The following is a 26,238-nucleotide window of genomic DNA, read 5'->3' as shown; positions in this document are numbered from 1 at the left end:
CCTGATTGTTGCGGAATGTCCGGTTTTTGAGTTGCGCCCAAAGGTGATGCACGTCTACCTTTGAGACTGTAAAACAGTCTTCAAGTAGGTTTGCGGTGACTCAAACCAACTCTGGCATCGCGGCTCGGGCTCGTGCAAGGAGAATCATGTCGGTTCAAGACATCGATGCACCCCGTCTCTCGCTGGCCCCGCTGTGCCGGCCCGAGCGCCGGGACACCCTGATGTCCCGCTACCGAGAGGTGGCTCACGATCTGCCGGACGCCGTTGCGCTCTCCGCAGGCGGAACCTGGCTCACCTTCGACGAACTCCTGCACCGCGCTTACTCGCAGGCACGCAAGATCGCCACTCTCTTTCCCGACGACTCTCGACCTCTCGCCGTCGATACCGACGACACGTCGAGCTCGATCGTGCTGATGTTGGCCGTCATCGCAGCAGGTCACCCCCTGGTGCCGCTCGACCCCATGCTGCCCGTGGAGCGCCGCGCCACGATCGTCGACCGCGCCGGTGCGACCGCGATCGACACCGCCACCGTCGCAGCGACCATCGATTCCTGCATCCCGCTACCGACGCTGTCGGGCGACCACACCGCAGTGATCAACTACACCTCGGGCTCGACGGGCACTGCCAAGGGCGTGATCCTCAGCCACCGCATGTGTCTGACCAAGGCGTACGAGGTCGCCACCGCGTTGTCCCTCCGGCCGCAGGATCGCGTCGGGAATTCGCTGCCGATCAGTTTCGGTGCAGGGCTGAACACGCTCTTCGCAGGGCTGCTCAGCGGTGCCGCGGTCCACTGTCGAGACCCTCGGTCCGGTGCACACACCGGCATCGTCGACTGGATAGCCGCGAATTCACTGACCACCTTGCACTGCTCGTCATCACTGCTACGCACACTCGCCGCTACCGACCACGGGCATGATGCCCTGCCCAGTCTGCGCGTCGTCACCACGTACGGGGAGTCACTGCATTCCGACGACGTCGACAGGTTCAGGCGACAATTCGACGGCCGCGCCACGGTGGTCAACTGGTACGCGACCACCGAAGCCGGTGCCGTCTCCTACAGCGAGTTCCCGCCGGAGCGAACACTGCCGTCCGGCTTCCTACCTGCCGGGAGGACAGTCCCGGGCAAACTGGTCGAGGTCGTCACCACCGACGGTTCGGTCTGCGCGCCCGACACTGTCGGGGAAGTCCGAGTCACCTCGACATGCCTGGCCGACGGCTACCTCGGCGACGCAGGACCCGATTCCCGACGATTCACCGCCCTCGACGACGGCCTGTTCCGATACCGCACCGGCGATCTGGGGCGATTCGACGAACACGGAACGCTGCACCTGGCCGGACGTATCGACGACGCCGTCAAGGTCCGCGGATACCTGGTCGAGCCGGCCGAAATCGAGGCGGCTCTGCGCGACATGCCGGAGATCGGCGACGTTGCCGTGATCGGCAGGCACTCGGGCACCGACACCGACCTGGTGGCCTACGTGTGTCCGGCGCGGCCCGGCAAGCGACCCTCCGTCGGTGAGATCAGAACATCGTTGCGCCGGACGCTGCCGCACTGGATGGTGCCCACGCACATCGTCGTTCTCGACTCGATGCCGCGAAACGAACGTGGCAAGGTCGATCGGACCGCGTTGCCCGAGCCCGCGGATCGGCAGGTCCAGCGAACCGCCGCGGGCCCCACCGAATACATCGTGGCCGAGGCTGCGCGGGCTGCCATCGGTCTGGACTCCATCGGCCGGGACGAGGACTTCCTGGCTCTCGGCGGTAACTCGCTGACGACAACGGCGATGCTGGCCCAACTGCGGGAGACGTTGAAGGTCGATCTCACGGCGGAGGACGTATTCGCGGCGACGACCGTTCGAACTCTCGCAACGACGGTCGATGCCCGCCTGCGAGACGCGGCCACCGTTCGTCGACGCACGTCCGGCGAACACGACGTGCTGGTGCCCCTGCGCACCGAGGGCAGCAAGGCACCGATCTTCCTGATCGGCGGAGCCGGCGTCGGCGCGATGGCATTTCTCAATCTCGTCAAGCACATCGACGACGACCATCCGGTGTACGCGTTGCAGGCGCACGGCCGGGGTAAGCGCGGACGACCGGACCGCACCATCCGGCGGACCGCGAGGCGATACGTCGACGCGATACGCACCGTCCAGCCCGAGGGACCGTTCCATCTGGTCGGCCATTCGCTCGGCGGATGGATCGCCATCGCGATGGCCGAGAGAATCCGAGACTGTGGTCTCGGATCGCCGCACCTGCTTCTGTTGGACACCCGGCTGTTTCGGCACCTGTTGGACAAGCTGCCCGGCGGTACCGACGTTCCCGCTGCACCACCGGCTCAGACTCGCGAAGAAGCGGGCTTCCACCTCGGCCGCCTCGGCACGGCCGCCCTGTGGATCCGCATGCAGTTCGCCGGGTTGCTGCGGTACTCGACGACCATGGAATGGTTGGTCTTCGCAAGCATCGGGTACGTGGCGTTGAACAAGCACGTGCCGACTCCGTGGTCGGGTTCCATGACCGTGGTTCGCACAGCGGAGAACGTGAAAGATGCCCGGTCGTGGCAGACAGTTGCGCGTGGTGAACTGACTTTCGTCGACATCACCGGCAATCACGTCGACATGCTGGGCGCGCCGATGGCCGAGGAACTGGCCAAGATCATCGACGACACCGTCGGTAGCGGGCGCTGAACCTCGGCAGCCCGTACGACGGTCTGTCGCGACCGCGGCACAGCTTGTACGTTTGTGCCAGAAGGCGCGACGCGCGACAGGCCCGAACTACACGACAGGGAGGCCGACAATGAGTTCACCGTACGAATTGCAGTCCGTGGAACTACACAAGGACGTCCTGCGTTACGTCGACATCGGCGACGGTCCACCCGTGATTCTCGTGCACGGTCTCCTCGGATCGCATCAATCGTGGGCCCCCCAGCTCGAGCGTCTCTCGCACAAATACCGTGTGATCGCGCCGGACCTGTTCGGGCACGGCGAGTCCGACAAGCCGACCGGCGACTACTCGCTGAGCTCGCACTCGGCCACCATTCGCGATCTGATGGATCACCTGAAGATCGACTCCGCTCCGCTGGTCGGTCACTCCCTCGGCGGCGGCATCATCATGCAGCTGACGTATCTCTTCCCCGAACGAGTCGATCGCCTCGCCCTGGTCAGCAGTGGCGGCCTCGGCCCCGAAGTGAGCCTGCTGCTCAAGGCCGCGACGCTGCCCGGCAGCGAGTTGGTACTTCCGCTGCTTGCGTCCGATTGGTTCCGCAAGAACACCGAGGGCGCACTGGCACAGCTGGGCAGGTGGGGCCTTCCGGTCAAGCCCGGTCCGAGCATGGCCGAGACCTGGCGATCGTTCCGATCGGTCGCCGACCGCTCCACTCGTGAGGCGTTCCTGGCGTCGACACGAGCAGTGGTGGGCCCGCGCGGCCAGACCGTGAGCGCCAAGCAGCATTTCGAGAAGTTCGAGTCGATTCCATCTCTGCTCGTCTGGGGCGGGAAAGACCGCATGATTCCCGCCAAACACGCGGACAACATCCGACGCGAGGTGCCCAACAGTCGCGTCGAGATCTTCCCCGATGCCGGTCACTTTCCGCAGCTCGACGAGCCTGATTTCTTCTTCCGACTTCTGGACGAGTTCTTGAACTCGAACGGGCAGGGGAAGGACGTCGCGGCGGGGTCCGACGCGCCTGAAGAGATCACTCCGGCAGTCATGCCACTGCAACGCCCGTGAGTGTCATCCCGATGTTCCCGCTCGGGAGCGTGCTGCTCCCAGGCGAGCGCCTACCGCTGCACATCTTCGAGCCTCGCTACCAGGCTTTGGTACACGACTGTCTGCAGCAGGAGGACCCCAGCTTCGGCGTCGTGCTCATCGCGCGTGGCCACGAGGCCGGGGGCGGCGACGTTCGGCACGACGTAGCGACGGTTGCTCACATCATCGGGCACGAGGCCATCGGTGACGGCAGGTACCTACTCGAATGTGTCGGCGGCGAACGGATCCGGATCGATGCCTGGCTGCCCGATGATCCCTACCCCTTGGCAGACGTTCGACCGTGGCACGACGAGGACGCCGAGTCGGTGATCGCCGATACCGAATTCGACACCACCTGGGCGCGGGTCGAGGATCTGTACGAGCTGATCGGCCGGCTCGAATCCACCGAAAACGTTGCCACTCCGGGCTTTCCGGACTTCTTGAGTCTACCGATCTCGGCCGCCGAGAAGATCTGGTCGCTGGCTGCACTGATCCCGATGGGGCAGTCCGATCGACTCGACGTCCTGTCGGCACCCGACGCCCGGGCTCGCAAGACCGCACTCGACGACGCCATCGAGAACGTCACGGCCGTCGTGCAATTCAGACTGCAACCCTGATACCTACGAAACACGAATACCTACGCGGTGTCGAAGTGACAAAGGATGACGGTTGAGCGTTTCTGCTGCAACAGAAACTCCACTGTCGGTCGCGGACAGGGGTCTTCTCGACTTGTCGCTGCCGAGTGGAGCAAAAGTTGCATCGCACCGGCATCGACGTGACGGATCGCGCGAAGGCCCACATGAAAAAAACCACGGCCCCCATAAGGACCGTGGCTTCATCTTCGTAGCGGGGACAGGATTTGAACCTGCGACCTCTGGGTTATGAGCCCAGCGAGCTACCGAGCTGCTCCACCCCGCGCTGTGTGTGTCCCCAACCGTACATGTCATCTCGGCAGTCTCCCAATCGCCTGGTCAACGCTCTACGGTTCTCTTCTATGCCGACCGACTCCTCCCCCGTCCTGTCCTTCCCACACCGGGCCGTCGCACAGATCACGCTGCACAACCCGCCGGTCAACGCGCTGACCCGTCCGGCGACGCGGCGGCTCCATGCCGTTCTACGAGAACTGGCTCGAGACGCCACGATTCGAGCGGTGGTTCTCACCGGCGAGCGGGTGTTCAGCGCCGGTTCGGACATCTCCGAAATGCCGGAGATGCAGAACGACGGTGACGTGCTCGCACGCAAGAGCATCTTCGAGAACGCCACGCTCGATCTGCTGGCCGAGCTGCCGCTGCCGACGGTCGCGGCGATCGACGGATTCGCGTTGGGCGGCGGACTCGAGATGGCGCTGTGCTGCGATCTGGTCGTCGCCGATGCGGGAGCTCGGCTCGGACTACCGGAGATCGATCTCGGCGTCATCCCCAGCAGCGGCGGGACGATGCGCGCGCTGCGCCGAGTGGGTCAGGCTCGCGCAGCCGAACTCGTACTGCTCGGCGAGCCGATCGCGGCCGAGACCGCGCTCGAGTGGGGTCTGATCAATCGGGTGGCGCCGCAGGGTGCATCACTGTCGGTGGCCTTGGACCTGGCACGGACGCTCGCTCGGAAATCGCGTTCTGCGGTGCATGCGAACAAGCGAGCACTCGAGCTCGCCTTCGGGCCATCCCCGTACGAACCGGCACGACAGGCATTGCCGGTGTTCGAGGAAGCGTTCGGGTCGACGGACGGGCGGGAGGGGGTGCGTGCCTTTCTCGCCAAGGAGTCACCGAGATTTCGATAGGCGTCGCGCCGCGAGAATCGTTGCGCCGGTGACGATCTCCCAACCGATGATCGTGTAGACCGAGATCCGCTCGAACGTTCCGCCGCCGAGAATCCCCGTGTCGGCGAGAAACAACGCGAAACCTGCCAGCCCCGCGACACCGGCCAGGGCGCTGCCCGCCGTGTACCACCGCGGCGCTCCGACGCGGCCGCCGTACCGGCCCGCAGCCAGGAGCACCAGGTTTCCGCCGATGATCGCCATACCTGCGCCCGCCGCGTGCGGTGCCGATGCGCCGTCGACCGAGGCGTGAGCGAGCCCGACCACGATGCTGCCGACGCCGTGCACAACCGACGTACCCAGCACGATCCACCGTGCTCGACCCTCGAACAGTATCGACAATCCGAGGCCGGCGAGAACGAACAGCGTTCCGTCGACCACAAACCCGGTGTTCATCACCGGGTGCCACGGTGAGATGTCCGGGATCCCGAGGTCGCTGATGTTGTTGCGCGCGTAACTGTACGGCCGATCGGTCCAGCCCAGCGCCGCAACTGCTTCGGCGGCCAGATAAGTCACCCCGCCGATGAGGAAGGCTCCAGCGGCCAGGACGGTAGTTCTCTTCACAGGTGCAGTATTCACTGCACTGACCTCGATGGGTCATTCCGCAGGCTCCACTCCCGGACCCCGATGCACCCGGCGTGTACCGATTGGTACAGTACCGGCTCATGAGCGATCGCCACGACGTGGTGCCGATACTCGCAGGAGTGTTCCGCGACCACGGGTTCGACGGTTCGTCTCTCGCGGTCATCAGCAGACAGACCGGCCTGGGGAAAGGCAGTCTCTACCACTACTTTCCGCGCGGCAAGCAGGAGATGGCCGAGGCCGTCCTCGACGACGTGGAGCAGTGGTTTCACCACAACGTGTTCGAGCCGCTGCGGCACGGCACCGATGCCGCGTCGACCACCCACGAGATGTTCGAGCAGACCGGCCGCTACTTCCGCTCGAACCGCCTGGTGTGCCTGTTCGGGGCCTTCACACTCGGACTGGAGCGCGCGGCCTTCTCCGGGCGCGTCGCAACACATTTCGCGCACTGGATCGAGGCACTCACCCCGGTACTGAATCGCCTCGGACACGGCGAGTCGGCGGCCGAACTGGCGGAGGAGATCGTCGCCGGCATCCAAGGCGCGTTGGTGCTCTCGCGCGCATCGGACGACGCAACGAGATTCGATCGACTGTTGTCGAGGCTGGAAGCGTCGGCCGCACGCCTGCCCGCAGGAGTACACGCATGACCCTCGATGCGACGACACCCGAGCCAATGACACCGAAGCCGGCACCCGAGCTGAGAACTTTCGGGATACGAGAACTGCTGCGGCTGATCGTCATCGGCTCGGTGTTGACGTACTTCCAGTTCGTTGCGATCGGACGCTGGGTTCGTGCGCCCCGACGCGGGTGGCCGGTGCATGCCTCGGAGGCCGTCGTCGACGCGTTCTTCGCTCTCGGTCCCACATTCGTCAAAGTAGGGCAGCTCATGGGCTCGTCGCCGGGACTGTTCCCGAAGGTCCTCGCCGATACGTGCCTGCGGTGCCTCGACGAGGTTCCTCCGTTCCCCGGCTCGCAGGCACGCGCGGTGATCGAGGCCGATCTCGGCCGCGGAATCGACGATCTGTTCTCCTCGTTCGACGACGTGCCACTCTCGTCCGCGTCGGTTGCTCAGGTACACCTGTGCGTGCGCCGCGACAACGGGCGCGAAGTGGTCATGAAGGTGCAGCGGCGGGGCATCTACCACCGCATGAAGATCGATCTACGGATCGCCTACCTCATCGCCCGCGGGCTCGAGAAGTTCATTCCGTTCTTCGCCACCGCCAATGCGTCGGCCATCATCGTGGACCTGCATGCCGCCACGTTCGCCGAGCTCGACAGTGCCGTGGAAGCCAAGCGGCAGGACAGCTTTCGCGCTGCCATCGGCGCGTTCGGAGACAACGAGCACGTCACCGCCCCCGAGGTGTTCCTCGACTACTGCGGCGGCCGTGTCATCTGCATGGAACGCATGCACGGTTCCCCACTCGACCGCTACGAGCCCGGCGAGCAGTCCGAGCTCATCGTCCGCCGTGCCGCCAAGGTCTGGATGGAAGCACTTGTGCTGCACGGTCTTTTCCACGGTGACGTGCACGCGGGCAACGTGTGGGTGCTCGACGACGGCAGGGTGGCGTTCCTCGACTTCGGAGTCATGGGCGAGGTGGACGAGCAATGGCGCGCGCTGCTACTCGACCTGTTCCATGCCACCGTGATCGACGGCGACTTCAGCCGCCTCGCCGGCACCGTCAAACGGTTGGGAATCGTTGCACCACAGATGGGTTCGGACGCCGAGGTAGGGGCGATACTGCAGTCGGTGTTCGCCCCGATGCTTTCGACGACCCTCGCGCACTTCAGTCTGGCGGACTTCATCCGGGCCCTGGTGAACATGGGCAAGCAGTACAAGACGTCGAGCCCCGAGGAGTTGATCCTGGTGGCCAAGCAACTCGGCTACTTCGAGAGATACGCCATCGAACTCGCGCCGAACTGGGCGCTCGGGACCGATCCGTTCGTGTTCAAGAACGTCTTTTCCGCCGAGATCGCGGCACTGGCCGAGGCGAGGGGCGTCGAGCTGCCGGAGTGAACCGGCAGCTCCATACAGCCTCAACGGGTGAAGTCGAGCACCACTTTACCTGCGGCCGTGCGGTTTTCCAGTGATGCGATAGCAGCGGCGGCATCGGCGGCTGCAAACACCGAGGGCTCGGGTGCGACGAGCGAACCGTCGGCGAGCAGCGGTTCGATCTCGGCCCACTGGGTGGCCAGGTAACCCGGTCGCGTCATCCACCACGCGCCCCAGCCGACGCCGACGACATCGACGTTGTTGAGCAGTAGCCGATTCACCTTGACCGTCGGAATCTCACCACCGGTGAAGCCCAGCACCAGAATTCGGCCCGACGGTGCGAGCGATCGGATGCTGTCGGTGAACCGGTCGCCGCCCACCGGATCCACGACCACATCGACGCCGCGTCCGCCGGTCAGTTCCTTGACCGCGTCCTTCCACCCGTCGACGAGAACGACGTCGGTGGCTCCGGCGGAGCGGGCGATCTCGGCCTTGGCTTCCGAGCTCACGACGGCGATCACCCGGGACGCACCGAGTACCGGAGCCATCCGCAGCGCCGAGGTTCCGATACCGCCGGCGGCACCGTGCACCAGCACGGTCTCGCCTGCTGCCAGCCGGCCGCGTTCACGCAGTGCGAAGTGCACCGTCAGGTCGTTGAACAACAGCCCAGCCCCGGCGGTGAGCGATACCGACTCCGGCAGTGCGAACACCGCATCGGGTGAGACCACGGCGACCTCGGCCATACCGTCGCTCAAGCCCGTCAGCGCCGCGACGCGATCGCCGGCCGAAAAGCCGGAGTCCGCCGGAGCCGACCGGACGACACCGGCGATCTCGCTTCCGGGAACGAACGGCAATTCCGGCTTGTACTGGTACAGCCCACGGGTGAGCAGCGCATCGGGAAAGGCGACGCCCGCGGCATGGACCTCGATGACCACCGACCCGTCGCGCGGGGCAGGTTCGTCGATGTCCACCACGCTCACCGAGTCGGGTCCGTCGAGGCTGGAGATCTGTACCGCGCGCATGAATGGTCCTCTCGGTCGGGATCGTTCCCTGCACGCCACCGTACAAAACTGCCGAACTCACCGTGGCTACCGGCATGCTCCACTCCTGCCGATGTGCTCCAATCGACGGGTGAACACCACTCCCCTCACCGTCGCCTCGCCCGACGGCAATGCCCGCGGCGGCGTCATCGTCATCCAAGAAGCCTTCGGCGTCACCGACCACATCGTCGACGTCTGTAATCGGGTCGCGGCCGCAGGGTGGGTCGCGGTCGCTCCGCATCTGTTCCACCGGCAGGACGGCGTCACCGTGCTCGACTACTCGGACATGGACTCGGCCATGGCGGCCATCGGGAAACTCGAGGCGGACGAGGTCGATTCCGACGTGGACGCGGCGGCCAGTGCCCTCGCCGAGCTCGGATTCGAGCCCTCGTCCATCGCGATCGTCGGCTTCTGCATGGGCGGCACTGTCGCGTTCCATACCGCTGTTCGACGGCAACTCGGTTCGGCAGCAACATTCTACGGCGGTGGAATCACGAAGGGCCGCTTCGGCTATCCCGCGATGGCCTCGGTGGGCGACGCCCTCCAGACCCCCTGGCACGGTTTCTTCGGAGACCTGGACGAGGGCATCCCGTTCCAGGACGTCGAGACGTTGCGCGAGATCACCGCAACGGCCCCGGTCGACACCGAGATCACCCGTTACGCCCACGGCAAGCACGGGTTCCACTGCGACGACCGCCCGGCCGTGTTCGACGCCGACGCCGCGGCCGATGCCTGGGGCAAGACTCTCGAGTGGTTCGACGCCCATGTCGCACGCTGAACAACCGCGCTCCGACGCCGAACTCGCGGAGGAGACGGAACGGATCGTCGCCTTCTGGACCGAGCTGTCGCTGCCCGGACTGTTCGACGTCCACTCGCACTTCATGCCGAAGAATGTGATGGACAAGGTGTGGAGCTACTTCGACAGCGCAGGTCCGCTGACCGGCAGCGTCTGGCCCATCTCTTACCGGTACGCCGAAAACGAACGGCTGCAGGTCATTCGAGGATTCGGGGTACGGCACTTCACATCGATGATCTACCCGCACAAGCCGTCGATGGCTGCGTGGCTGAACTCCTGGGGCGCCGATTTCGCGGCGCGCACGCCCGATTGCCTACACACGGCAACGTTCTTCCCCGAGGAAGGCGCGGCCCAATACGTCGACCAGGCGGTGGCCAACGGAACCCGAATCTTCAAGTCTCACATCCAGGTCGGCAACTACTCCCCGAACGATCCTCTGCTCGACGGCGTCTGGGGCACGATCTCCGACGCACAGGTACCGGTGGTGATCCATTGCGGTTCCGGCCCGGCACCCGGCACTCACACCGGACCGGGGCCGATTGCCGAGCTACTGCAACGGTTCCCGAAGCTACCGTTGATCATCGCGCACATGGGCATGCCCGAGTATGTCGAGTTCCTCGACCTGGCCGATCGCTACGAGAACGTTCGACTGGACACCACGATGGCGTTCACCGACTTCTCGGAGGCAGGGGCACCGTTTCCGAGAAACGAGTTACCGCGGTTGCTCGATCTGCAGAATCGGATTCTGTTCGGCAGCGACTTTCCCAACATCCCGTATCCCTACCTGGACGCACTGCACGCAGTACGCCGCCTGGACCTCGGCGACGACTGGGTTCGAGCCGTGTGCTGGGGCAACGGCGCTGCACTGTTCGGCTGAGGGTTCTCTAGACCCAGAACTCGGCGATTCGCTCGGCGATGGCATTGCCCTGCGCTCGTCCGGCCACGGCTGCAGCCGATCGGACGGCGATGTCGGTGGCGTCGGGGCCGATCGCCGCCGACGAATCGGCATCGGGTGCAACCACTTCCACCTTCGAGCCACCCTTCACCAGCCGCTCTCGTTCGATGTCGAAGGGATCGTGCTCCAGGTCGAGTGCACCCACCCTGAACACCAGCACCTTCTCGAAACCGACTGCCAGATCAGCATTTTCGCTTGCCCGGATCCCGCCGTCGACGTAGCGGTGATCGCCGATCGTCACCGGCGGCCACATGCCGGGGATGGCGCAGCTCGCGGCCACCGCGTCGACCAGTTGGACGCCCGAGCCTCGATCGAGAACCCGATGCCGACCGGTCACTGCGTCGACGGTGACGATCCGTAGGTCGCGGCTCGGCCACGAGTGCGACGGCAACCGTCGTTCGATGATGGCGCGACGCTCGCGTTCGGTGATCGTCGAGGCCGCCAGCGCCTCGGTGCCGATGCGCCTGCGGGTGTCGATGGCACTGCCGTCCGAATTCTGGGCCGCCCGAGCCAGCATGGAGACCAGCTCGTCGATGGTCGCCTCGGCGTGCGGCTCGTCGTCCTGCTTGGCCTCGTCCGCCTGACGCTCGAACAACTCGGCCAACGTGGCACCGCTCGAGATCTGCGCTGCCACCGAGGATCCGGCCGAGGTGCCCAGCAGCATCTCGGCGTCGGTGACGTCGGCTCCGGATTCTGCCAATCCCAGTAGGACACCCGTCTGCCACGCAATACCTGCGACTCCGCCGCCGCCCAATACGAGTGCTCGCCTGGTCATGGCCTTACTCCCTTCATCGAAAAGATCCGTCAGGAACTTACAGCGCTGGTCTGTACTCGCGGACGCAGCCAGGCGATGAGGTCGTCGAGGACGCGCTCCTTCTCTGGTTCGTTGAACACTTCGTGGAACAGCCCGTCGTACTTCTTCAGGGTCAGGTCCTCGGATCCAGCCAGCTCGGCGATGAGTTCGCTGCCGGAGACATCGGCCAATCCGTCCGCGGTTCCGTGCTGAAGCAGCACCGGAATCGTCAGCGACGGCAGGCGCGCCGGGAAAGTGTCGCCGACGCCGAGCATCGCCGCGGCCAGGCCCGCCGAGACACTGCCGTGGTAGCCCAACGGATCGGCAACGTAGGCGTCGACGACGTTCTTGTCCCGCGAGACCAGGTTCGGGTCGAGCTTCAGTACAGGGGCGGCAGGTACCAAGCGTCCGAGGATCTTGCCCACCGCCACCAGCGCTTTCGGTTGTCCGACGCTGGGAACCACTGCTGGGCCGGACAGCATCAGCCCATCGAGGTCGGCCTGATGGTCGAGGGCGTAGGACAGTGCGATCGCGCCGCCCATGCTGTGGCCGAGCAGGAAGGTGCGCTTGTTCGGGTACTCGTCGGCTGCGATTCCGAACAGAGTGTGCAGGTCGTCGGTGAAGTCGGACCACTTTGCCAATGTCACTCGTTTGCCGCCGGAGCGCCCGTGTCCGCGGTGATCGGGCGCGTAGACGACCAGGCCGAGAGAGCAGAGCCGTTCGATGACGTGCCGGTACCGGCCTGCGTGCTCGGCCAAGCCGTGGGCCAGCACGACAACCCCGGTCGGTGTGTCCGCGGCCGCAGTCTCGGGGGTCCAGACGTCGTAGACGATTCGGGTTCCGTGGACTCCGGCGAACGACGAATCGACATGCTTCATGCGGTCACCGTACAAGGGTGGCGGGTCGTGCGACGGCCCATCGGCGAACCCGCAAAGATTCGCTCGCGTAACTATCCTGTTCGAGTCGGCGATGTCATTGTGAGACGCCACTATCGCCCTGCCTCGCCCCGAGGTTCGGCCACAAACCAGGAGTATGAGCCTTTCAATGCTTGATCAGTCCGCCACCAGCACGTCGCCTCGGTGGCGCGACCCCAAGCGCTACCTGTGGCCGCTGGGATTGACGATTCCTCTGAGTCCTTTCCTGGCCTGGGGTCTGGTGACCCTCCTCGGTCCCGGCGCTTTCTGGACCCTGGGACTGATGATCATGGGCGTCGCGCTGCCCCTGGTGGACAAATTCGCCGGTGTCGACCGCAGCAATCCCCCGGACGAGGCGATCGCCGCGCTGGAGAAGGACCCCTACTACCGGTGGTGCGTCTATCTGTTCCTGCCGCTGCAGTACGCGGGGCTCGTGGCCGCCTGCTACCTGTGGGCGCACGGACCGCTGGGGGTTCCCGAGCGGATCGGCCTGGCCATCACCGTCGGCATCGTCGGTGGCGTCGGCATCAACGCCGCGCACGAACTGGGCCACAAGCGTGCGCGCCTCGAACGATGGCTCTCGAAGGTGACGCTGGCGCAGACTCTGTACGGCCATTTCTACGTCGAACACAATCACGGCCACCACCTCCGCGTTGCCACCCCGGAGGATCCGGCATCGGCGAAGTTCGGCGAGTCCTTCTGGAAGTTCCTGCCGCGTACGGTCGTGCACGGCCTGCGCTCGGCCTGGGAGCTGGAATCTCGACGCCTCGCCCGGCAAGGCCTGTCGCGGTGGTCGTACCGAAACAATCTGTTCAACGCTGCGGCCATGAGCGTCGCACTGTTCGGCGTACTGATCGCCGTCTTCGGCACCGTGATCGTGCCGTATCTGGTGCTGCAGGCCGCGATCGCCATCGTTCTGTACGAGGCGGCCAACTACCTCGAGCACTACGGGCTGCTGCGTCGGAAGCGGCCGAGCGGGCGGTACGGCAAGCCGACTCATCGGGACAGCTGGAACAGCGATCACCTGTGGAGCAATCTCTTCCTGTACCACCTGCAACGACACAGCGATCATCACGCGAATCCGGTTCGCCGCTACCAGGCCCTGCGCACCGTCGACGAGTCCCCGCAGCTACCGGCCGGGTATGCCGTGATGATCTTCTGCTCGCTGGTTCCGCCGCTGTGGCGCCGAGTGATGGACCAGCGACTGATCGACTTCTACGACGGTGACGCAGACCTCGTCAACGTCGATCGCTCCGACCCGAGGGCAGTGCGGAAGCTCGAGCAACTGTGCGTCGAGCGAGCCGAGGCGCACCGATAGTTCACACCGCCGCAGGTTCGTCGGTCTGCGCGCGCAGGTAGCGACCGAAGTGCGGCACCGTGAACGCGATGGTGCCGCGCTCGGCCGAGTAGATCAGGCCCTTCTTGATCAGGCCGTCGCGGGCCGGGGACAGTGACGCCGGCTTGCGCTTCAGTTCGGTCGCCACGGCCGAGGTCGGCACCGAGCCGTCGTCCACCGACAGTTCGGCCATCGCGCGCATGTATTCACGCTCGGCAGGCGTGGCCCGCTCGTAGCGAGAACCGAAGAATCCGACTGCCAGTTCCTCTTCTGCCGTTGGGGCGGCCACGCGCACGTCCTCGACGGTGATCGGGGTGTCGGCCGCAAGATCCCACGTCGCCTTGCCGTAGGCCTGGACGAAATACGGGTAGCCGTCAGCAGCCGCGTACAGCGCGTCGAGGGCATCGGGGGTGAATTCGACGTCCTCTCGATCGGCCGGGGCGATCAGCGCGAGGTCGGCCGCGGCTCGTTCGAGCCGACCGATCCGGTGGTAGCTGAACAGGCGCTCGGAGTAACTCTTGGATGCCGACAGCACCGCAGGTAGGTGCGGCAGGCCCGCCCCGACGATGATCAGCGGCGCGGTGTCCTGACTGAGCTCGTGACAGGCCGCGCACAGTGCGGAGATGTCGGCCGGCCCGAGGTCCTGCATCTCGTCGATGAAGATGGCGATACCGACGCCCACGTCGCCCGCCAGCGCAGAGGCGTCGAGCAGCAGTTCCACGAGGTCGATCTCGATGTCACCGGAGTCGGCGCGACCGGTCTTCGCCGGGACGTCGATGCCCGGCTGCCACCGCTCCCGCATGCCCTTGTCTGCGGTGGAGCGCAGAGCAAAGGCCTTGAGCACGCCGAGGAACTCGTCGACACGCTCGGGATCGCGATGCGAGGCCGCGATGCCGCGTACCGCCATGTGCAGGGCCGAGGACAGTGGTCGACGCAGTTCCTGGTCCGGGCGGGCCTCGATCTTCCCGGTTCCCCATCCACGGGCGATGGCCGCGGACCGGAGCTGATTGAGCAACACCGTCTTCCCGACACCCCGTAGACCGGTGAGTACGACGCTGCGCTCCGGTCTGCCGCGGGTGATGCGTTCGAGCACTACGTCGAAGGCGTCGAGCTGCTTCTTTCGGCCTGCGAGCTCGGGTGGGCGCTGGCCGGCGCCGGGAGCGTAAGGGTTACGCACGGGGTCCATGGGGCCAAAGTTACAACGAGTCGTGCGATATATGCGGACATCTAGCTCGTGTCCTAGAGATCTGTATTCACTCGATACTTGCGCGCGGATGCGACGAAGGACTACTTTCTGGGGTGTGAAGCGCATTCTCGTAGTACGCCGCCGTAGCGGGGTCTGATTCGGACCGACCCCTCGCTGCGGGTCTTCGTGCTACTTCTTCGGTCCTCCCTTCACATTCGGAAGACCATCCTCATGAATGCACTTGCTTCTTCTTTCGCCACAGATCCGTTCCATGCCCGTTTCGGCTGTGCCCTGCCGCGCACGATGCGCGACGAGAACACCTGGCAACACATGTCGTGGGCGAATTTCACCGAACGCTTCTCACCCACCACCGGACCGCTCCGACTGGGGTCATGGACTGCCTGCAGGGCAACTGGCGGGAGGACTGCTTTCGACGCGACCTTCGGTATCGGCGACACCATCATCACCTGTGCCGCAACAACATACGGGCCGATCGAGGCACTGTCGTCGATGTTGCACGAGGCCGGATTCCGCATCGAGATTCTCTCGTTTCACCAGCAGAGCATCGGCGACGAGACCGCCACCTTCGTCCTGGTCGAGCGTGACGGTCGACGCGAATGGTCGATGGGCATGGATGCCGACGCGCACCTGTCGGCCGTGCGGGCCGTCATCGCCGGGGCCAACCTTCTGAATCAGTAGCCCCAACCCAGTGCCGAGTTCGCAGTTGTGTTGGCCAAAACGCCCTCCTCGCCTGCACAACTGCGATCTCGACACGCCCCTCGCGTCTGTAACGCTTTCTTCGCCTGTCTAGCGCTCGGCCAATACAGCCGAAGATCTCGCTAGGGCATTTCGATTGTCTGAGCGCGGTGAATTTCCGCCAGTCCATGGCGCACGTACGTTTCGGCCTTACCTTTGCGGACAGCGAGCAGATCCGCCACCACCAACAGCGCGTGCGCAGGCCGCGGCCTCGAGCGTGACTGTTCGTCGACGTCGGTGACACCCAACGCTCCGGTGAGCACCTCGACGAACCCGGCGATGTCCAGGTTCGGATGCCAACCCGCTCCCTTGACGGTTCGGGCAAGTACCTCCTGAACGTTCTCGCCGGTCAACCCGTCGCTATATACCTCTTCGAGCAAACTCCGTACCATTTCTGCATGCACGCGCCCGGCCCTGGCCGGGTCCGAGCGGTCCAGCATGTCGACGGCGTCTTCGAATGCCACCGGATCTCGAGTCGCAACCGCGGCGAGGGCCTCGACGGTGGCGTCGGCGATTTTTCGCACGTCGGCGGGCCATTCGGTAGGCCAGACAATGGGGACGCTGTTCGGGGGAACAGCCGCCGGGGAGGGGTCGGTCATTACAGAAGTCTCTCATCGACGACCGACATGGTTCCTTTTACATGTAACTGGTGTTTATACTAAGTTGCGCTCTGTGGCATCGGCCACACATGCGGAGTGGAGGAGGTGGTCTCGATGAGCCAACGGAAGACTGTTGCATCGGATCCCGGCGAAGTGATGTTGCAAGCCAGGAACGTCAAGTTCGACTGGAGCGATCTGCCGATGCACTGGGTGCCGGGCGATCCGTACACCACGCACGTTCTCAACGTGCTGCACCTGTTGCTGCCCGCCGGCGAGCACTGGTTCGTCGACACCTTCAAGGAAGCTCTGCCGTACATCGACGACGAGAAGCTGCGCGACGACGTCATCGGTTTCATCGGGCAGGAAGCCGTTCACGCCGAGGCGCACACCGGCGTGCTCGTGCACCTCCAGGCCAAGGGCCTCGATCCGACACCGTTCACCGACCAGATGGAGTGGGCCTTCGGCAAGGTCCTCGGATCCGACTCGGTGACCAGTCTGCGATCGAAGAACAACCTGGTCGAGCGACTGGCTCTGATCGCCGCCATCGAACACGTGACGGCATTTCTCGGCGACTGGGTGCTCAACGCCGACGGTCTCGACCGCGCGGGCATCCACCCGACCATGCTCGATCTTCTGCGCTGGCACGGTGCCGAAGAGGTCGAGCATCGCTCGGTCGCGTACGACACGCTGCGCTACTTCGACAAGCGCGAGGTACGTCGGCTGCGCACGTTCGTGGTGGTCGTGCCGTTGATGGGGTACATCTGGATGCGCGGGATCATCTTCTTGATGAAGAACGATCCGGAGCTGCAGTCGGCACCCAAATCCGTACGCAAACCGCGCTCCGCACTGTGGAGAAAGTCGGTCCGCCGCGGCACCCTGCCCGCGCTGACGCACGTCGGCCGCAGCATGTCGCGCTACCTCAAGAAGTCGTACCACCCCAGCCAGGAAGGCTCCACCGCCCAGGCCGTCCGGTACCTGGCGTCTTCCCCGGCCGCGCAGGCTGCCGCGCGGTGAAACTCACCTCACGCCGCGTCCCACGGCTGCTCCCCAAGGATGCACCGCCGGATCTGCGCGGACGCGGACGCCCGGATCGCTCGATGCAGCTCCTCGGCACGTTTCTCAACGGGTACATGCAGGCGGCTGCCGGCGCGGAGTACAACGATGCCGTCGCCGGACACAACCCCGATTCCGCGTTGCGATTGGTCGTCACAGAACGCGAGATCGTCGCCGAGGACAACGATGTCGCTGCCCTCACCCTGGCGTCGCCAACGGGTGAGCAGCTGCCGATCTGGCATCCGGGCTGCCACCTCGATCTGCACCTACCCTCGGGCCGTCGTCGGCAGTACTCCCTGTGCGGCAACCCATCCGACCGCAGTTCCTATCGCATCGCGGTGCGCCGAATCCCCACCGGCGCAGGTGGTTCCATCGAGATGCACGGACTGCAGCCCGGCACCGAGGTCACTGTTCGCGGCCCCCGCAACGGGTTTCCCTTCGTCGGCGACGGCAGTGCACTCTTCATCGCCGGTGGGATCGGAATCACTCCGATAATCGCGATGGTCCGTGCCGCAAGGATTCTCGGCATGGACTGGCAGTTCGTCTACTGCGGTCGCTCCCGCGACACGATGCCCTTTCTCGACGAGATCGAGAGCTGGGAATCGGACCGCGTGTTCGTCCGGACCGACGATGTGCACGGATACCCCGGTGAGGGCGAACTGCTCGAGCGCGCGTCGGCCGGCGGTGCCGTCTATTGCTGCGGTCCCACCCCCATGCTCGACGCCGTCCGCCGCGACTTCCGCCAGTGCCCCGCCACTGCACTGCATTTCGAGCGATTCGGCCCGCCGCCGATTCTGGACGGCACGCCCTTCGAGGTGCAGCTGATCAGCACGGGCGCTGTGCTCGACGTGGCTGCCGATGCCTCCGTGTTGACCGCAGTCAAGGAACAGAAGCCCAATATCGCGTACTCGTGCCAGCAGGGCTTCTGCGGTACGTGCAAGGTGCGGGTGCTCTCCGGTGAGCCCGAGCACCTCGAAACACGAATGACCCCCGAAGAGCAGCGCGATCACATGCTCATCTGTGTCTCCCGCGCCCGCAGCGCACGTCTCGTACTCGATCTATAGAACGGAAAACTTGTTGAGCAGCAACGCGGTTCGTACGACGGTCGTCAACGAAGGCATTCGGTTGGCGGTGTTCGAGAGCGGAAACCCGAACGGCGATCCGATCGTCCTCGTGCACGGCTGGCCCGATACTCACGAACTGTGGAGTCACATCGTGCCCCAGCTCGAGGATCGCTTCCGGGTGATCAGCTACGACTCACGTGGAGCAGGCGAGAGCACGGTGCCCACCGAGCAGTCCGCATACAAGTTGGCGCGACTGGCGTCGGACTTCTATGCCGTTGCCGATGCGGTCAGCCCCGACGCTCCCGTTCACGTACTCGCTCACGACTGGGGTGCTGTCGAGGTGTGGGAGGCTGCGGCCCAACCACAGGCCAAGGATCGAATCCGTTCCTACACTTCGATTTCGGGACCCAACCTCGATCACTTGGGTAAATGGTCGCAGTCTCGGCTGCGACGGCCCACCCTCAGCGGCATCAAGCAGGTCCTGGCCCAGACGCGAGCGTCCTGGTACACGGTCACCTTCCACATCCCCGGTCTGTCCACGCTGCGGATCAAGCGGCAGTTCGCGAAGGGTTGGCCGGCGTTCCTCCAGGAGTTCTCGGGAGTCGACCCGAAGCTCGTCACCCAGAATCCAACGCTGTGGTCGGACGCGACCAACGGCACCAATCTGTATCGGGCCAACATCATTCCGCTGCTGACCAATCCGCGGGATCGATACATCGACATCCCCGTTCACCTCATCGTCAACACCGAGGACGTCGCGGTGCGTCCGTACCATTACGACGACACCGGCAAGTGGGTGAAGAACCTGACCCGCAACGACATTCCGGCGGGACATTGGTCGCCGATCTCCCATGCCGACGACATCGCAAGACTGACAAAGGAATTCATCGACTCGCTGGACTGATGAGATGATGGCTCAGGGGCGGGAGTGGAGCCTGCAGGAACGACCCAATTCAGGGCAGTAGCACCAGCTTGTGACGGGTGCGTGGGGCTCGCTCCCATGCATTCGCGACCTCTGCCAGTGGCACATTCTCGTAGTCCACTGCAATCAGCCCGCTGACAGCCCAGTCGGTGAGGGTGCGATACGCCTGGAAGGTTGCATCGGGTCCGTAATGCATCGGCATGAATCCCACGATGCTTGCCCCGAGCGAACGCATCAGCTGCGCCGGAACGGCGGCCTCGGCACCGGCTCGGTCTCCGATCTGCACCAGACGAACGAGCCGATTGCCCGCATGCAGAGCCGCCAGAGCTGCTGTGCCCCAGGCGTAATCGATGACGACATCCGCTCCGGTGGATGCATCACGAATGCCCGAGCTCAGCTGATCGACGCCCTTGTCGCCGATGGCAACCGTCGCCGTGGCCCCGAGATGACGGGTGGATTCGAGTGCGGCCTCATCGCGTCCCACGACCGTGATCGATCCTGCGCCGAGTAGCCGCGCAGTCTGCACCGCGAGGCGGCCGACCACCCCGGTACCTCCGAGGATCACGACGTTCTCCCCTGCCGTCATTCGACCCCCGTGGGTCAATGGCATCAGCGCAGCGAGACCGGCGTTGCCCAGCGTCGCGGCGGTCGAGAAGTCCAATCCGTCCGGTAACTCGACAAGCGAAGTCGTCGGCACCAATGCCTGCTGGGCCATCGAACCGTAGGGCGAGACCGGACGTGAGAAATAGACGCGGCGACCGTCCTGCGTCGTACCCGCGCCTTCGATGCCGCTCACAGTCGGCAGCGACCGTGGGCTGAGGTAGTGGATACCCGCGGCTATGACGATGTCGACGGCATTGAGCGTCGCAGCCGCCACGTCGATCACCTCCGAACCCTCCGCAGGTGCTGGATTGTCGTGGTCCGTGTACGTCGGCACCCCGAACTCGGTCAGAACTGCTGCCTTCATATCCGGCCTTTCGACGAATGGCAATTCAGTGAATCATGATTCAGTGTGTAACGTCACTGCTGAGATGTCAACAGGAAGGGAACAGCGGTGGCAACCACTGGTCGCGCACAACAGGCCGAGCAGACTCGCATCGAACTGGAAAATGCCGCCCGCGCCGTCTTCGCCCGGTCCGGATACCTCAACACCAAGATCGTCGACATCACCCGGGAAGCAGGCCGAGCCGCAGGGTCGTTCTACAACCACTACTCGGGCAAGGACGAGTTGCTGTTGGCCCTCGCCGAACAGATCGGTGAGGACGCCGACGTCATCGTCGCGGCGCAGGATCCTTCCGCTCGCGACCACCCCACCATGCGTCCGCATCTGGAGGTCTTCTGGCAGTTGCTCACACGGCACCGGGTCGTGATCGATGCGCTTCGAGACGCCGCACTGGTGAGTCCCGAGTTCGCCGAACGGATGCAGAGATTCACGCAGGTCCAGTTCGAGCCCTGGGTCGAACGCCTCAGCGCATTCGAGAAGGCAGGAGTCGAGCTTCCGGCGCCTCCTGCCACCACTGCGATGCTGATGGGCGGTGCAGCCGAGAACTTTGCTCGCCTATGGGGCGGAGCGAGCGACGACGGTCTCGACGCTCTGGTGGCGTTCGTCGATCGAGGGGTCTTCGGGCCGGCGGCTCAGTGAGCCAGGTGCCCGCGAAGCGTCGACGCGGCGTAGTCCGCACGAAAGAGACTGCGCTGCTGCAGGATAGGGACCACCTGATTGACGAAGTCGACGAGCGAGTCCGGATAGCGCGGGCACATCAGGTTGAATCCGTCGGCGCCGCGACCGATCCACGATTCCATCTCGTCGGCGATGGACTCCGGCGTGCCGATCATCGTGGCGTGCCCGCCGCCGGCAGCCAGCGTGCCGAGCAGTTCCCGCACGGTGGGAGCGTCCTTCTCGACGATGCGCAGAATCGTCTCGTAGCGACCCTGCGGTCCGGTGAACTCGGAAGCCGGCGGCAACGCCGGTACCGGTTCATCGAGTTCCCAAGCAGCACAGTCTTGTCCGATGAAGGTCGACAACATTGCCAGCGACTGCTCGGTGGGTAGCAGCTGATCCAGTTCGGCCTTCTTGCGTCGGGCCTCGTCCATCGTCGATCCGATGTACGTCACCAAACCCGGCATGATGCCCACTGCCGCACTGTCACGGCCGGCTCGATCGATTCTCGACTTCACGTCCTCGTAATAGCTCTGCGCTGCAACGAGATCGTAGGCGACGGCATAGATCGCCTCGGCGTACTGGGCAGCGAGATCACGACCCGGCCCCGACGCGCCGGCTTGGAACAGCACCGGCCTACCCTGCGGTGAACGCGGCACGGTCAACGGACCGTCCACCCGAAAATGTTTGCCATCGTGATCGATGGCATGCACCTTGGCCGGGTCCGCGTACGCTCCGGCGCGATCGAGCGTCAACGCATCGGCGTCCCATGAATCCCACAGCGCCAGTGCGGTATCGACGAACTCTTCGGCGCGGGCGTAGCGCTCCTCACGAGCCGGTATGACATCCATCCCGTGGTTGCGTGCCTCGGCGTCGAACATGGAGGTGACGACGTTCCAGCCCGCCCGGCCGCCGCTGATGTGATCCAACGACGCCAGCATGCGCGCGGCATGGAACGGGGTGTAGAACGTCGAGGACACGGTAGTGACGAGCCCGATATGGGTGGTCGCTCTGGCCATGGCCGACAGCGCGGTGATCGGTTCGAGAAACCAGGTCCCTGCCCCGGCCGGGTCGCGCACCGAATGTCCGTCGGCGAAGAACACCGCGTCGAACTTGCCCCGCTCGGCGAGCTGCGCAAGTTCCTCGTAGTACGAGATGTTGCCCAGGTCCTCCACTCGCGAATCGGGATGACGCCACGCGGCGCTGTGGTGGCCGCAACCGTAGAGAAAAGCGTTGAGGTGCATGTCAGTTCTTCACCAGACCACCGTCGACAACGAGATTCTGGCCGGTCACCGACCGCGCCCACGGCGAAGCGAAGAACAGCAGGGCGTCGGCGAATTCCTCGGGGGTGGTGACGCGTTGCAGCGGGGTCGAGGCCGCGATGAAGTCGAACACCTCGGCCGGGGTGGCGGCACTGGCGTCGGTGGTGCGCAGCAGTCCACCCGAGACCATGTTGACGGTGATGTTGTCTGCGCCGAGCTCCGCGGACAGAGTGCGGGTCAGCGAGAGCAGTGCGGCCTTGGACGCGGTGTAGTCGTGGTACGGCACCACCGGATTCTGGAACAAGTTGGTGCCCACGTTGATGATTCGGCCGAAGCCCGCCTCACGCATACCCGGCAGCGCCGCCTGGGTGGTGAGCAACGCTGCACGGACACTGCCGCGCAGCTGAGCGTCGAAGCGGTCCCAAGTGATGGTGTCGGCTTTGGGCCTCGCATCACCGTCGAACGAGAAGTCGGCCAGTGCGTTGTTGACGACGGTGGTGATCGGAGTGCCGAAGTGTTCACGTGCAGTGCCGAACAGCGCGGCGACGGCCGACTCGTCGGTGACGTCACCCCGCACTGCAATCGCGTTCTCGCCGAGCCGGTCTGCCAGCGCCTCGGCAGCATCTTTGCTGTTGCGGTAATCGATCACCACACGTGCACCCTGACCGACGAACGCCGCGGCGATCGATGCCCCGAGTCCGCGTCCACCGCCGGTGACCAATACCGTCTGCTCGTCGAATTTCATGCGCCTCGCCTCTCGTTCGAGGTCGGGACCGTCACGAGGGGACAGGAATACCGAACGTCACGACATTCCCTTCGCTGGTCCTAACCAGATCAGGTTCGACGGGTGTGATCTCAGCCCTGTCGGGCACCCCGTGTCGCGCTCGACTGTACCCACCGGCCCCAGCAGGGCGCTGCATTGCGGTCGATATGGCCCTCTAGGTTGTGCGCTAGATACCCGAATACGACGATGACGAGTTACTGTGCCGCCATGGCCGAACGCGTCTACCTGGAGTATCGCCTCGACGAGAACGTCATTTTCGTTCTCGACCACCGCACGGTCGAGGCGTTCGACGCCGCCGTGAGGACCGCAGCCGGTGGGCGCTGTCGATGGCACGTCGATCAGCTCGGCGTGGACGCGAAGCCGACCAGGGACGGCACCAAGATCGTCCTCGGTCTGCGCACATCCGACGGCAGCATCGGCTACGCGGGCGACCGTATGAAGTTCACCGTGACCGACGAACAGCTGCCGCATCTGCTGGCATTCTTCGACCGCGCGAAGGCAGCCAGAGCCCTCAGCCGATGACGGCCCAGCCGTGCGGCGGCACGCTCACCCGTCCGTCGTTCAGGTCCGCCTCACCGGCCAGTACTTCACTGCCCTGGGCCGGGTAGTCGATGGCCTCGTCGCCGAGGTTGAGCGCCACCGTCATCGAACTGTCATCCCCGTACACGCGGTAGAGCAGCGCGGTGTTGGTGAGCTCGAGCGTCTCGGTGCGCGCGGAGTACAACCATGGATTACGACGCCGTACTCCGATCAGCTCCTGGTGCACGCGATAGACCGGCCAACCGTACGGGGCCAGATCATCCGGGGATTCGGGGTACTCGGGACGCACGTCGTCGTCACCGCCGACGCGATCTTCCTTGATACCGCGGAACGCCTGTTCGTCGCCGTAGTAGATCATCGGCATGCCGCCCACCGTGAACAGAACCACCAACGCGTGCAGCAGATGTCGCTCGTCCTCCACTACACTGGCAATGCGATTGACGTCGTGATTTCCGACGAACGTGGCGGGCACGAAGGCGTCGAGCCAGCCGTTGTGACGCTCCAACGCGTGCGAGAGCTCGAAGAAGTTCTTCTCGCTCAGCCCACTCCAGATCGCCTTCCACAGTTCGTACTGGGTTACCGAGTCCAGCGTGGACGCCGAGACGATTCGGTCGTAGTCGCCGTGAATGACCTCACCGAGAAAGTATGCGTCCGAATGCTTCTCGCGAACCTTCGGCAGCACCGCGGCCCAGAAGCGCGGCGACACAGCGTAGGCAGCATCGAGCCGCCAGGCGTCGACGCCGCGTTCGAGCCAGTGCGAGAGCACGTCCACCACGTACTCCTGCACATGCGGGCTCTCGTGGTTGAGCGCCACCAGTTCGTCGTGGCCCTCGAAGTTGCGATGCGTCGGCGTGTCCCCGGACCAGTCGAGGTGGAACCACTGCGCAGCCTCGGAATCAGGCCCCTCGGCCAGGGCCTGCCGAAACTTCGGAAAGCTTTGCGCCACATGGTTGAAGACACCGTCGAACATGACCTTCAGGCCCCGACCGTGTGCAGCAGCGATCAAGGAGTCGATGTCCTCGTCGGTGCCGAGCCTGCCGTCGACATGGTAGTAGTCGACAGTGTCGTAGCCGTGCTTCTCGGACTCGAAGATCGGACCGAGGGCGATTCCCGACGCACCGAGCTCGAGTGCGTAGTCGAGCCACTTCTCGATTCTGTTCAGCCGGTGCAGATCCGACTGGGATTCACCGTCCCATCCGTGTACCGGAGCACCGGTGAAGCCGAGTGGGTACAGGTGCCACCAGATGGCGTGCTTCGTCCACTCCATCAGGACTCCATGATGGAGTCGAGGCCGAGTTCGCCCGCACCGGTGTGACCCGACAAACTCGTCACCAGATCGAACTCTGCAAGCAGGCAACGCAATACGTGTGCAACACCTTCTTGCCCACCGAGCGCGAGACCGTACAGGAACGGCCGGCCTAGCAAGACCGCATCCGCTCCGAGCGCCAGTGCCTTGGCCATGTCGGCACCGGTGCGCACACCGGAGTCGAACAGGATGGTCAGTTCGTCGCCCACAGCCTCGACGATGGACGGCAACGCGTCGAGTGACGCTCTGGCACCGTCGATCTGACGTCCGCCGTGGTTGGAGACCACGATGCCGTCGACTCCGTGCGCAGCTGCTTCACGGGCATCGCCGACAGTGCAGATTCCCTTGAGCACGATCGGGCCGCTCCAATGCTCGCGCAGGAAGGCCAGATTTTTCCACGACAGCCCAGGGTTGGGGAACATCTGCGCCCAATGCATCGCGGCGGCAACAGGGTTCTCCTCGACGGGCTGCCCCAGCCCGGCCTGGAACGCCGGATCGCTCAGGTAGTTCTCGATGCCGAGGTTGGCGAGGAAGGGAAGGTACCCGCGATCGAGATCGGCGGGCCGCCAGCCCAGCAACGTGGTGTCGAGAGTCAGCACCAAGGTGGTGAACCCGGTGTCCTTCGCGCGCTGCAGGAAACTCAGCAGTACCGATTCGTCTGTCGGCCAGTACAACTGGTACCAGCGCGGCGCATCTCCGCCTGCCTCGGCGATCTGCTCGAACGAGTGCGATGCCTGCGTCGAATGGATGTACGGCACACCGAGTTCCGCAGCCGCTCGAACCGTCGCGAGCTCACCGTCGGGATGGGCGAGAGTCTGGATGCCGACGGGCGCGATCAACAGCGGAGCCGGCATATCGGTGCCGAGCACGGTGCATGCGTGATCACGCGAGGCCGAACTGCGGAGCATCCGCGGCGTGATGGCCCATGTGTCGAACGCCGCCCGGTTCGCCCGCGCCGTCGATCCGCTGCCCGCGCTGGCGACGATGTAGCCCAACGCCTCGGGCGAAAGCTTCTCGGCAGCTTGGTCCTCCAGCCTTGCCAGGTTGGTCGTGATCGGAGGTGTCTGCTGGGCGAACATCCCGGCGGCGTAGATGCCGAGTTGGTGATCGCTGAAGTGGCTGGGCCTGGCCTCGGTCATCGTTCGA

The 26,238-nt window shown here is 64.8% G+C and carries 26 protein-coding genes, 1 tRNA gene and 1 riboswitch; of the genes, 15 read left to right on the top strand and 12 right to left on the bottom strand.

Annotated features, from left to right (window positions below; translation table 11 throughout):
* Positions 1–146 precede the first annotated feature (146 nt).
* The 3 genes from O4220_RS03330 (at position 147) to O4220_RS03320 (ending at position 4,361) form a co-directional block, all read left to right on the top strand.
* Positions 147–2,684, top strand: a complete 2,538-nt coding sequence (locus O4220_RS03330; RefSeq protein WP_269602139.1) for an alpha/beta fold hydrolase — start codon at positions 147–149, stop codon at positions 2,682–2,684.
* A gap of 109 nt (positions 2,685–2,793) precedes the next feature.
* A complete protein-coding gene (locus O4220_RS03325) occupies positions 2,794–3,726 on the top strand; it encodes an alpha/beta fold hydrolase (protein WP_269602138.1) in 933 nt (310 codons plus the stop codon).
* Complete coding sequence (locus O4220_RS03320; protein ID WP_269602137.1) at positions 3,723–4,361, top strand: LON peptidase substrate-binding domain-containing protein; 639 nt, start codon at positions 3,723–3,725, stop codon at positions 4,359–4,361. Before O4220_RS03325 ends, O4220_RS03320 begins: the two co-directional genes overlap by 4 nt.
* A gap of 227 nt (positions 4,362–4,588) precedes the next feature.
* Here O4220_RS03320 and O4220_RS03315 read toward each other — a convergent pair.
* A tRNA-Met gene (locus O4220_RS03315) sits at positions 4,589–4,662 on the bottom strand.
* A 76-nt stretch (positions 4,663–4,738) separates the two neighbouring features.
* Here O4220_RS03315 and O4220_RS03310 point away from each other — a divergent pair.
* Positions 4,739–5,518, top strand: a complete 780-nt coding sequence (locus O4220_RS03310; protein WP_269602136.1) for an enoyl-CoA hydratase/isomerase family protein — start codon at positions 4,739–4,741, stop codon at positions 5,516–5,518.
* Here O4220_RS03310 and O4220_RS03305 read toward each other — a convergent pair.
* The gene (locus O4220_RS03305) at positions 5,501–6,118 is read right to left on the bottom strand and encodes a DUF998 domain-containing protein (RefSeq protein WP_269602135.1); all 618 of its coding nucleotides are present in this window, start codon (positions 6,116–6,118) and stop codon (positions 5,501–5,503) included. The two genes, O4220_RS03310 and O4220_RS03305, sit on opposite strands and share 18 nt — an antisense overlap.
* A gap of 101 nt (positions 6,119–6,219) precedes the next feature.
* Between O4220_RS03305 and O4220_RS03300 the strand changes: the two genes are divergently transcribed.
* The gene (locus O4220_RS03300) at positions 6,220–6,783 is read left to right on the top strand and encodes a TetR/AcrR family transcriptional regulator (protein WP_269602134.1); all 564 of its coding nucleotides are present in this window, start codon (positions 6,220–6,222) and stop codon (positions 6,781–6,783) included.
* The gene (locus O4220_RS03295) at positions 6,780–8,150 is read left to right on the top strand and encodes an ABC1 kinase family protein (RefSeq protein ID WP_269602132.1); all 1,371 of its coding nucleotides are present in this window, start codon (positions 6,780–6,782) and stop codon (positions 8,148–8,150) included. Before O4220_RS03300 ends, O4220_RS03295 begins: the two co-directional genes overlap by 4 nt.
* A 20-nt stretch (positions 8,151–8,170) precedes the next feature.
* On the opposite strand, the gene O4220_RS03290 is transcribed toward O4220_RS03295, so the two are convergent.
* The gene (locus O4220_RS03290; protein WP_269602131.1) at positions 8,171–9,148 is read right to left on the bottom strand and encodes an NADPH:quinone oxidoreductase family protein; all 978 of its coding nucleotides are present in this window, start codon (positions 9,146–9,148) and stop codon (positions 8,171–8,173) included.
* A gap of 109 nt (positions 9,149–9,257) precedes the next feature.
* Between O4220_RS03290 and O4220_RS03285 the strand changes: the two genes are divergently transcribed.
* A complete protein-coding gene (locus tag O4220_RS03285) occupies positions 9,258–9,944 on the top strand; it encodes a dienelactone hydrolase family protein (RefSeq protein WP_269602130.1) in 687 nt (228 codons plus the stop codon).
* A complete protein-coding gene (locus O4220_RS03280) occupies positions 9,931–10,839 on the top strand; it encodes an amidohydrolase family protein (RefSeq protein ID WP_269602129.1) in 909 nt (302 codons plus the stop codon). The genes O4220_RS03285 and O4220_RS03280 overlap by 14 nt, the downstream gene beginning before the upstream one ends.
* A gap of 7 nt (positions 10,840–10,846) precedes the next feature.
* On the opposite strand, the gene O4220_RS03275 is transcribed toward O4220_RS03280, so the two are convergent.
* The gene (locus O4220_RS03275; RefSeq protein WP_269602128.1) at positions 10,847–11,692 is read right to left on the bottom strand and encodes a patatin-like phospholipase family protein; all 846 of its coding nucleotides are present in this window, start codon (positions 11,690–11,692) and stop codon (positions 10,847–10,849) included.
* A 29-nt stretch (positions 11,693–11,721) separates the two neighbouring features.
* On the bottom strand, positions 11,722–12,588 hold the full coding sequence (locus tag O4220_RS03270; RefSeq protein WP_269602127.1) for an alpha/beta hydrolase: 867 nt from the start codon (positions 12,586–12,588) through the stop codon (positions 11,722–11,724).
* A gap of 166 nt (positions 12,589–12,754) precedes the next feature.
* Here O4220_RS03270 and O4220_RS03265 point away from each other — a divergent pair, with 166 nt between their 5' ends.
* Complete coding sequence (locus tag O4220_RS03265; RefSeq protein ID WP_269602126.1) at positions 12,755–13,942, top strand: alkane 1-monooxygenase; 1,188 nt, start codon at positions 12,755–12,757, stop codon at positions 13,940–13,942.
* A gap of 1 nt (position 13,943) precedes the next feature.
* Here O4220_RS03265 and O4220_RS03260 read toward each other — a convergent pair whose 3' ends face one another.
* Positions 13,944–15,146 carry an ATP-binding protein gene (locus O4220_RS03260; RefSeq protein ID WP_032378585.1) on the bottom strand — a complete coding sequence of 401 codons (1,203 nt, stop codon included), beginning with the start codon at positions 15,144–15,146 and terminating at the stop codon, positions 13,944–13,946.
* Positions 15,147–15,377: 231 nt separating this feature from the next.
* On the opposite strand from O4220_RS03260, the gene O4220_RS03255 reads away from it, so the two are divergent.
* On the top strand, positions 15,378–15,845 hold the full coding sequence (locus O4220_RS03255; RefSeq protein ID WP_269602125.1) for an alpha-isopropylmalate synthase regulatory domain-containing protein: 468 nt from the start codon (positions 15,378–15,380) through the stop codon (positions 15,843–15,845).
* A gap of 140 nt (positions 15,846–15,985) precedes the next feature.
* On the opposite strand, the gene O4220_RS03250 is transcribed toward O4220_RS03255, so the two are convergent.
* Positions 15,986–16,501: a hypothetical protein gene (locus O4220_RS03250; protein ID WP_269602124.1), complete on the bottom strand. Its 516-nt coding sequence runs from the start codon at positions 16,499–16,501 to the stop codon at positions 15,986–15,988.
* Between the two features lie 114 nt (positions 16,502–16,615).
* Here O4220_RS03250 and O4220_RS03245 point away from each other — a divergent pair, with 114 nt between their 5' ends.
* The 3 genes from O4220_RS03245 to O4220_RS03235 are packed head-to-tail and all read left to right on the top strand — an operon-like array spanning position 16,616 to position 19,522.
* Positions 16,616–17,515 (top strand): metal-dependent hydrolase, encoded by a 900-nt coding sequence (locus tag O4220_RS03245; RefSeq protein ID WP_269602123.1) that lies wholly within the window; start codon positions 16,616–16,618, stop codon positions 17,513–17,515.
* The gene (locus O4220_RS03240) at positions 17,512–18,618 is read left to right on the top strand and encodes a PDR/VanB family oxidoreductase (RefSeq protein ID WP_420030305.1); all 1,107 of its coding nucleotides are present in this window, start codon (positions 17,512–17,514) and stop codon (positions 18,616–18,618) included. Before O4220_RS03245 ends, O4220_RS03240 begins: the two co-directional genes overlap by 4 nt.
* Before the next feature lie 13 nt (positions 18,619–18,631).
* Complete coding sequence (locus tag O4220_RS03235; RefSeq protein WP_269602122.1) at positions 18,632–19,522, top strand: alpha/beta fold hydrolase; 891 nt, start codon at positions 18,632–18,634, stop codon at positions 19,520–19,522.
* Positions 19,523–19,571: 49 nt separating this feature from the next.
* Here the strand turns inward: O4220_RS03235 and O4220_RS03230 are convergent, their stop codons facing one another.
* Complete coding sequence (locus tag O4220_RS03230; RefSeq protein ID WP_269602121.1) at positions 19,572–20,507, bottom strand: quinone oxidoreductase family protein; 936 nt, start codon at positions 20,505–20,507, stop codon at positions 19,572–19,574.
* 87 nt (positions 20,508–20,594) lie between these two features.
* Between O4220_RS03230 and O4220_RS03225 the strand changes: the two genes are divergently transcribed.
* Positions 20,595–21,182 (top strand): TetR/AcrR family transcriptional regulator, encoded by a 588-nt coding sequence (locus tag O4220_RS03225; RefSeq protein WP_269602120.1) that lies wholly within the window; start codon positions 20,595–20,597, stop codon positions 21,180–21,182.
* Here O4220_RS03225 and O4220_RS03220 read toward each other — a convergent pair.
* Together O4220_RS03220 and O4220_RS03215 are read right to left on the bottom strand one after the other, a co-directional pair.
* The gene (locus O4220_RS03220; RefSeq protein WP_269602119.1) at positions 21,176–22,444 is read right to left on the bottom strand and encodes an LLM class flavin-dependent oxidoreductase; all 1,269 of its coding nucleotides are present in this window, start codon (positions 22,442–22,444) and stop codon (positions 21,176–21,178) included. The genes O4220_RS03225 and O4220_RS03220 overlap by 7 nt on opposite strands.
* 1 nt (position 22,445) lies before the next feature.
* A complete protein-coding gene (locus O4220_RS03215; protein WP_269602118.1) occupies positions 22,446–23,207 on the bottom strand; it encodes a 3-oxoacyl-ACP reductase in 762 nt (253 codons plus the stop codon).
* 48 nt (positions 23,208–23,255) lie between these two features.
* A riboswitch (TPP riboswitch) is annotated at positions 23,256–23,348 on the bottom strand.
* A gap of 105 nt (positions 23,349–23,453) precedes the next feature.
* Here O4220_RS03215 and O4220_RS03210 point away from each other — a divergent pair.
* Positions 23,454–23,768 carry a hypothetical protein gene (locus tag O4220_RS03210; protein ID WP_269602117.1) on the top strand — a complete coding sequence of 105 codons (315 nt, stop codon included), beginning with the start codon at positions 23,454–23,456 and terminating at the stop codon, positions 23,766–23,768.
* Here the strand turns inward: O4220_RS03210 and O4220_RS03205 are convergent.
* Together O4220_RS03205 and O4220_RS03200 are read right to left on the bottom strand one after the other, a co-directional pair.
* A complete protein-coding gene (locus tag O4220_RS03205; RefSeq protein WP_269602116.1) occupies positions 23,758–25,053 on the bottom strand; it encodes an alpha-amylase family glycosyl hydrolase in 1,296 nt (431 codons plus the stop codon). The two genes, O4220_RS03210 and O4220_RS03205, sit on opposite strands and share 11 nt — an antisense overlap.
* Positions 25,053–26,231: an alpha-hydroxy-acid oxidizing protein gene (locus tag O4220_RS03200; RefSeq protein ID WP_269602115.1), complete on the bottom strand. Its 1,179-nt coding sequence runs from the start codon at positions 26,229–26,231 to the stop codon at positions 25,053–25,055. The genes O4220_RS03205 and O4220_RS03200 overlap by 1 nt, the downstream gene beginning before the upstream one ends.
* Positions 26,232–26,238: the final 7 nt, after the last annotated feature.

Source organism: Rhodococcus ruber, assembly GCF_027270735.1.
GTDB classification, from domain to species: domain Bacteria; phylum Actinomycetota; class Actinomycetes; order Mycobacteriales; family Mycobacteriaceae; genus Rhodococcoides; species Rhodococcoides rubrum_A.
This window is presented reverse-complemented; position numbering and strand designations above follow the sequence as displayed.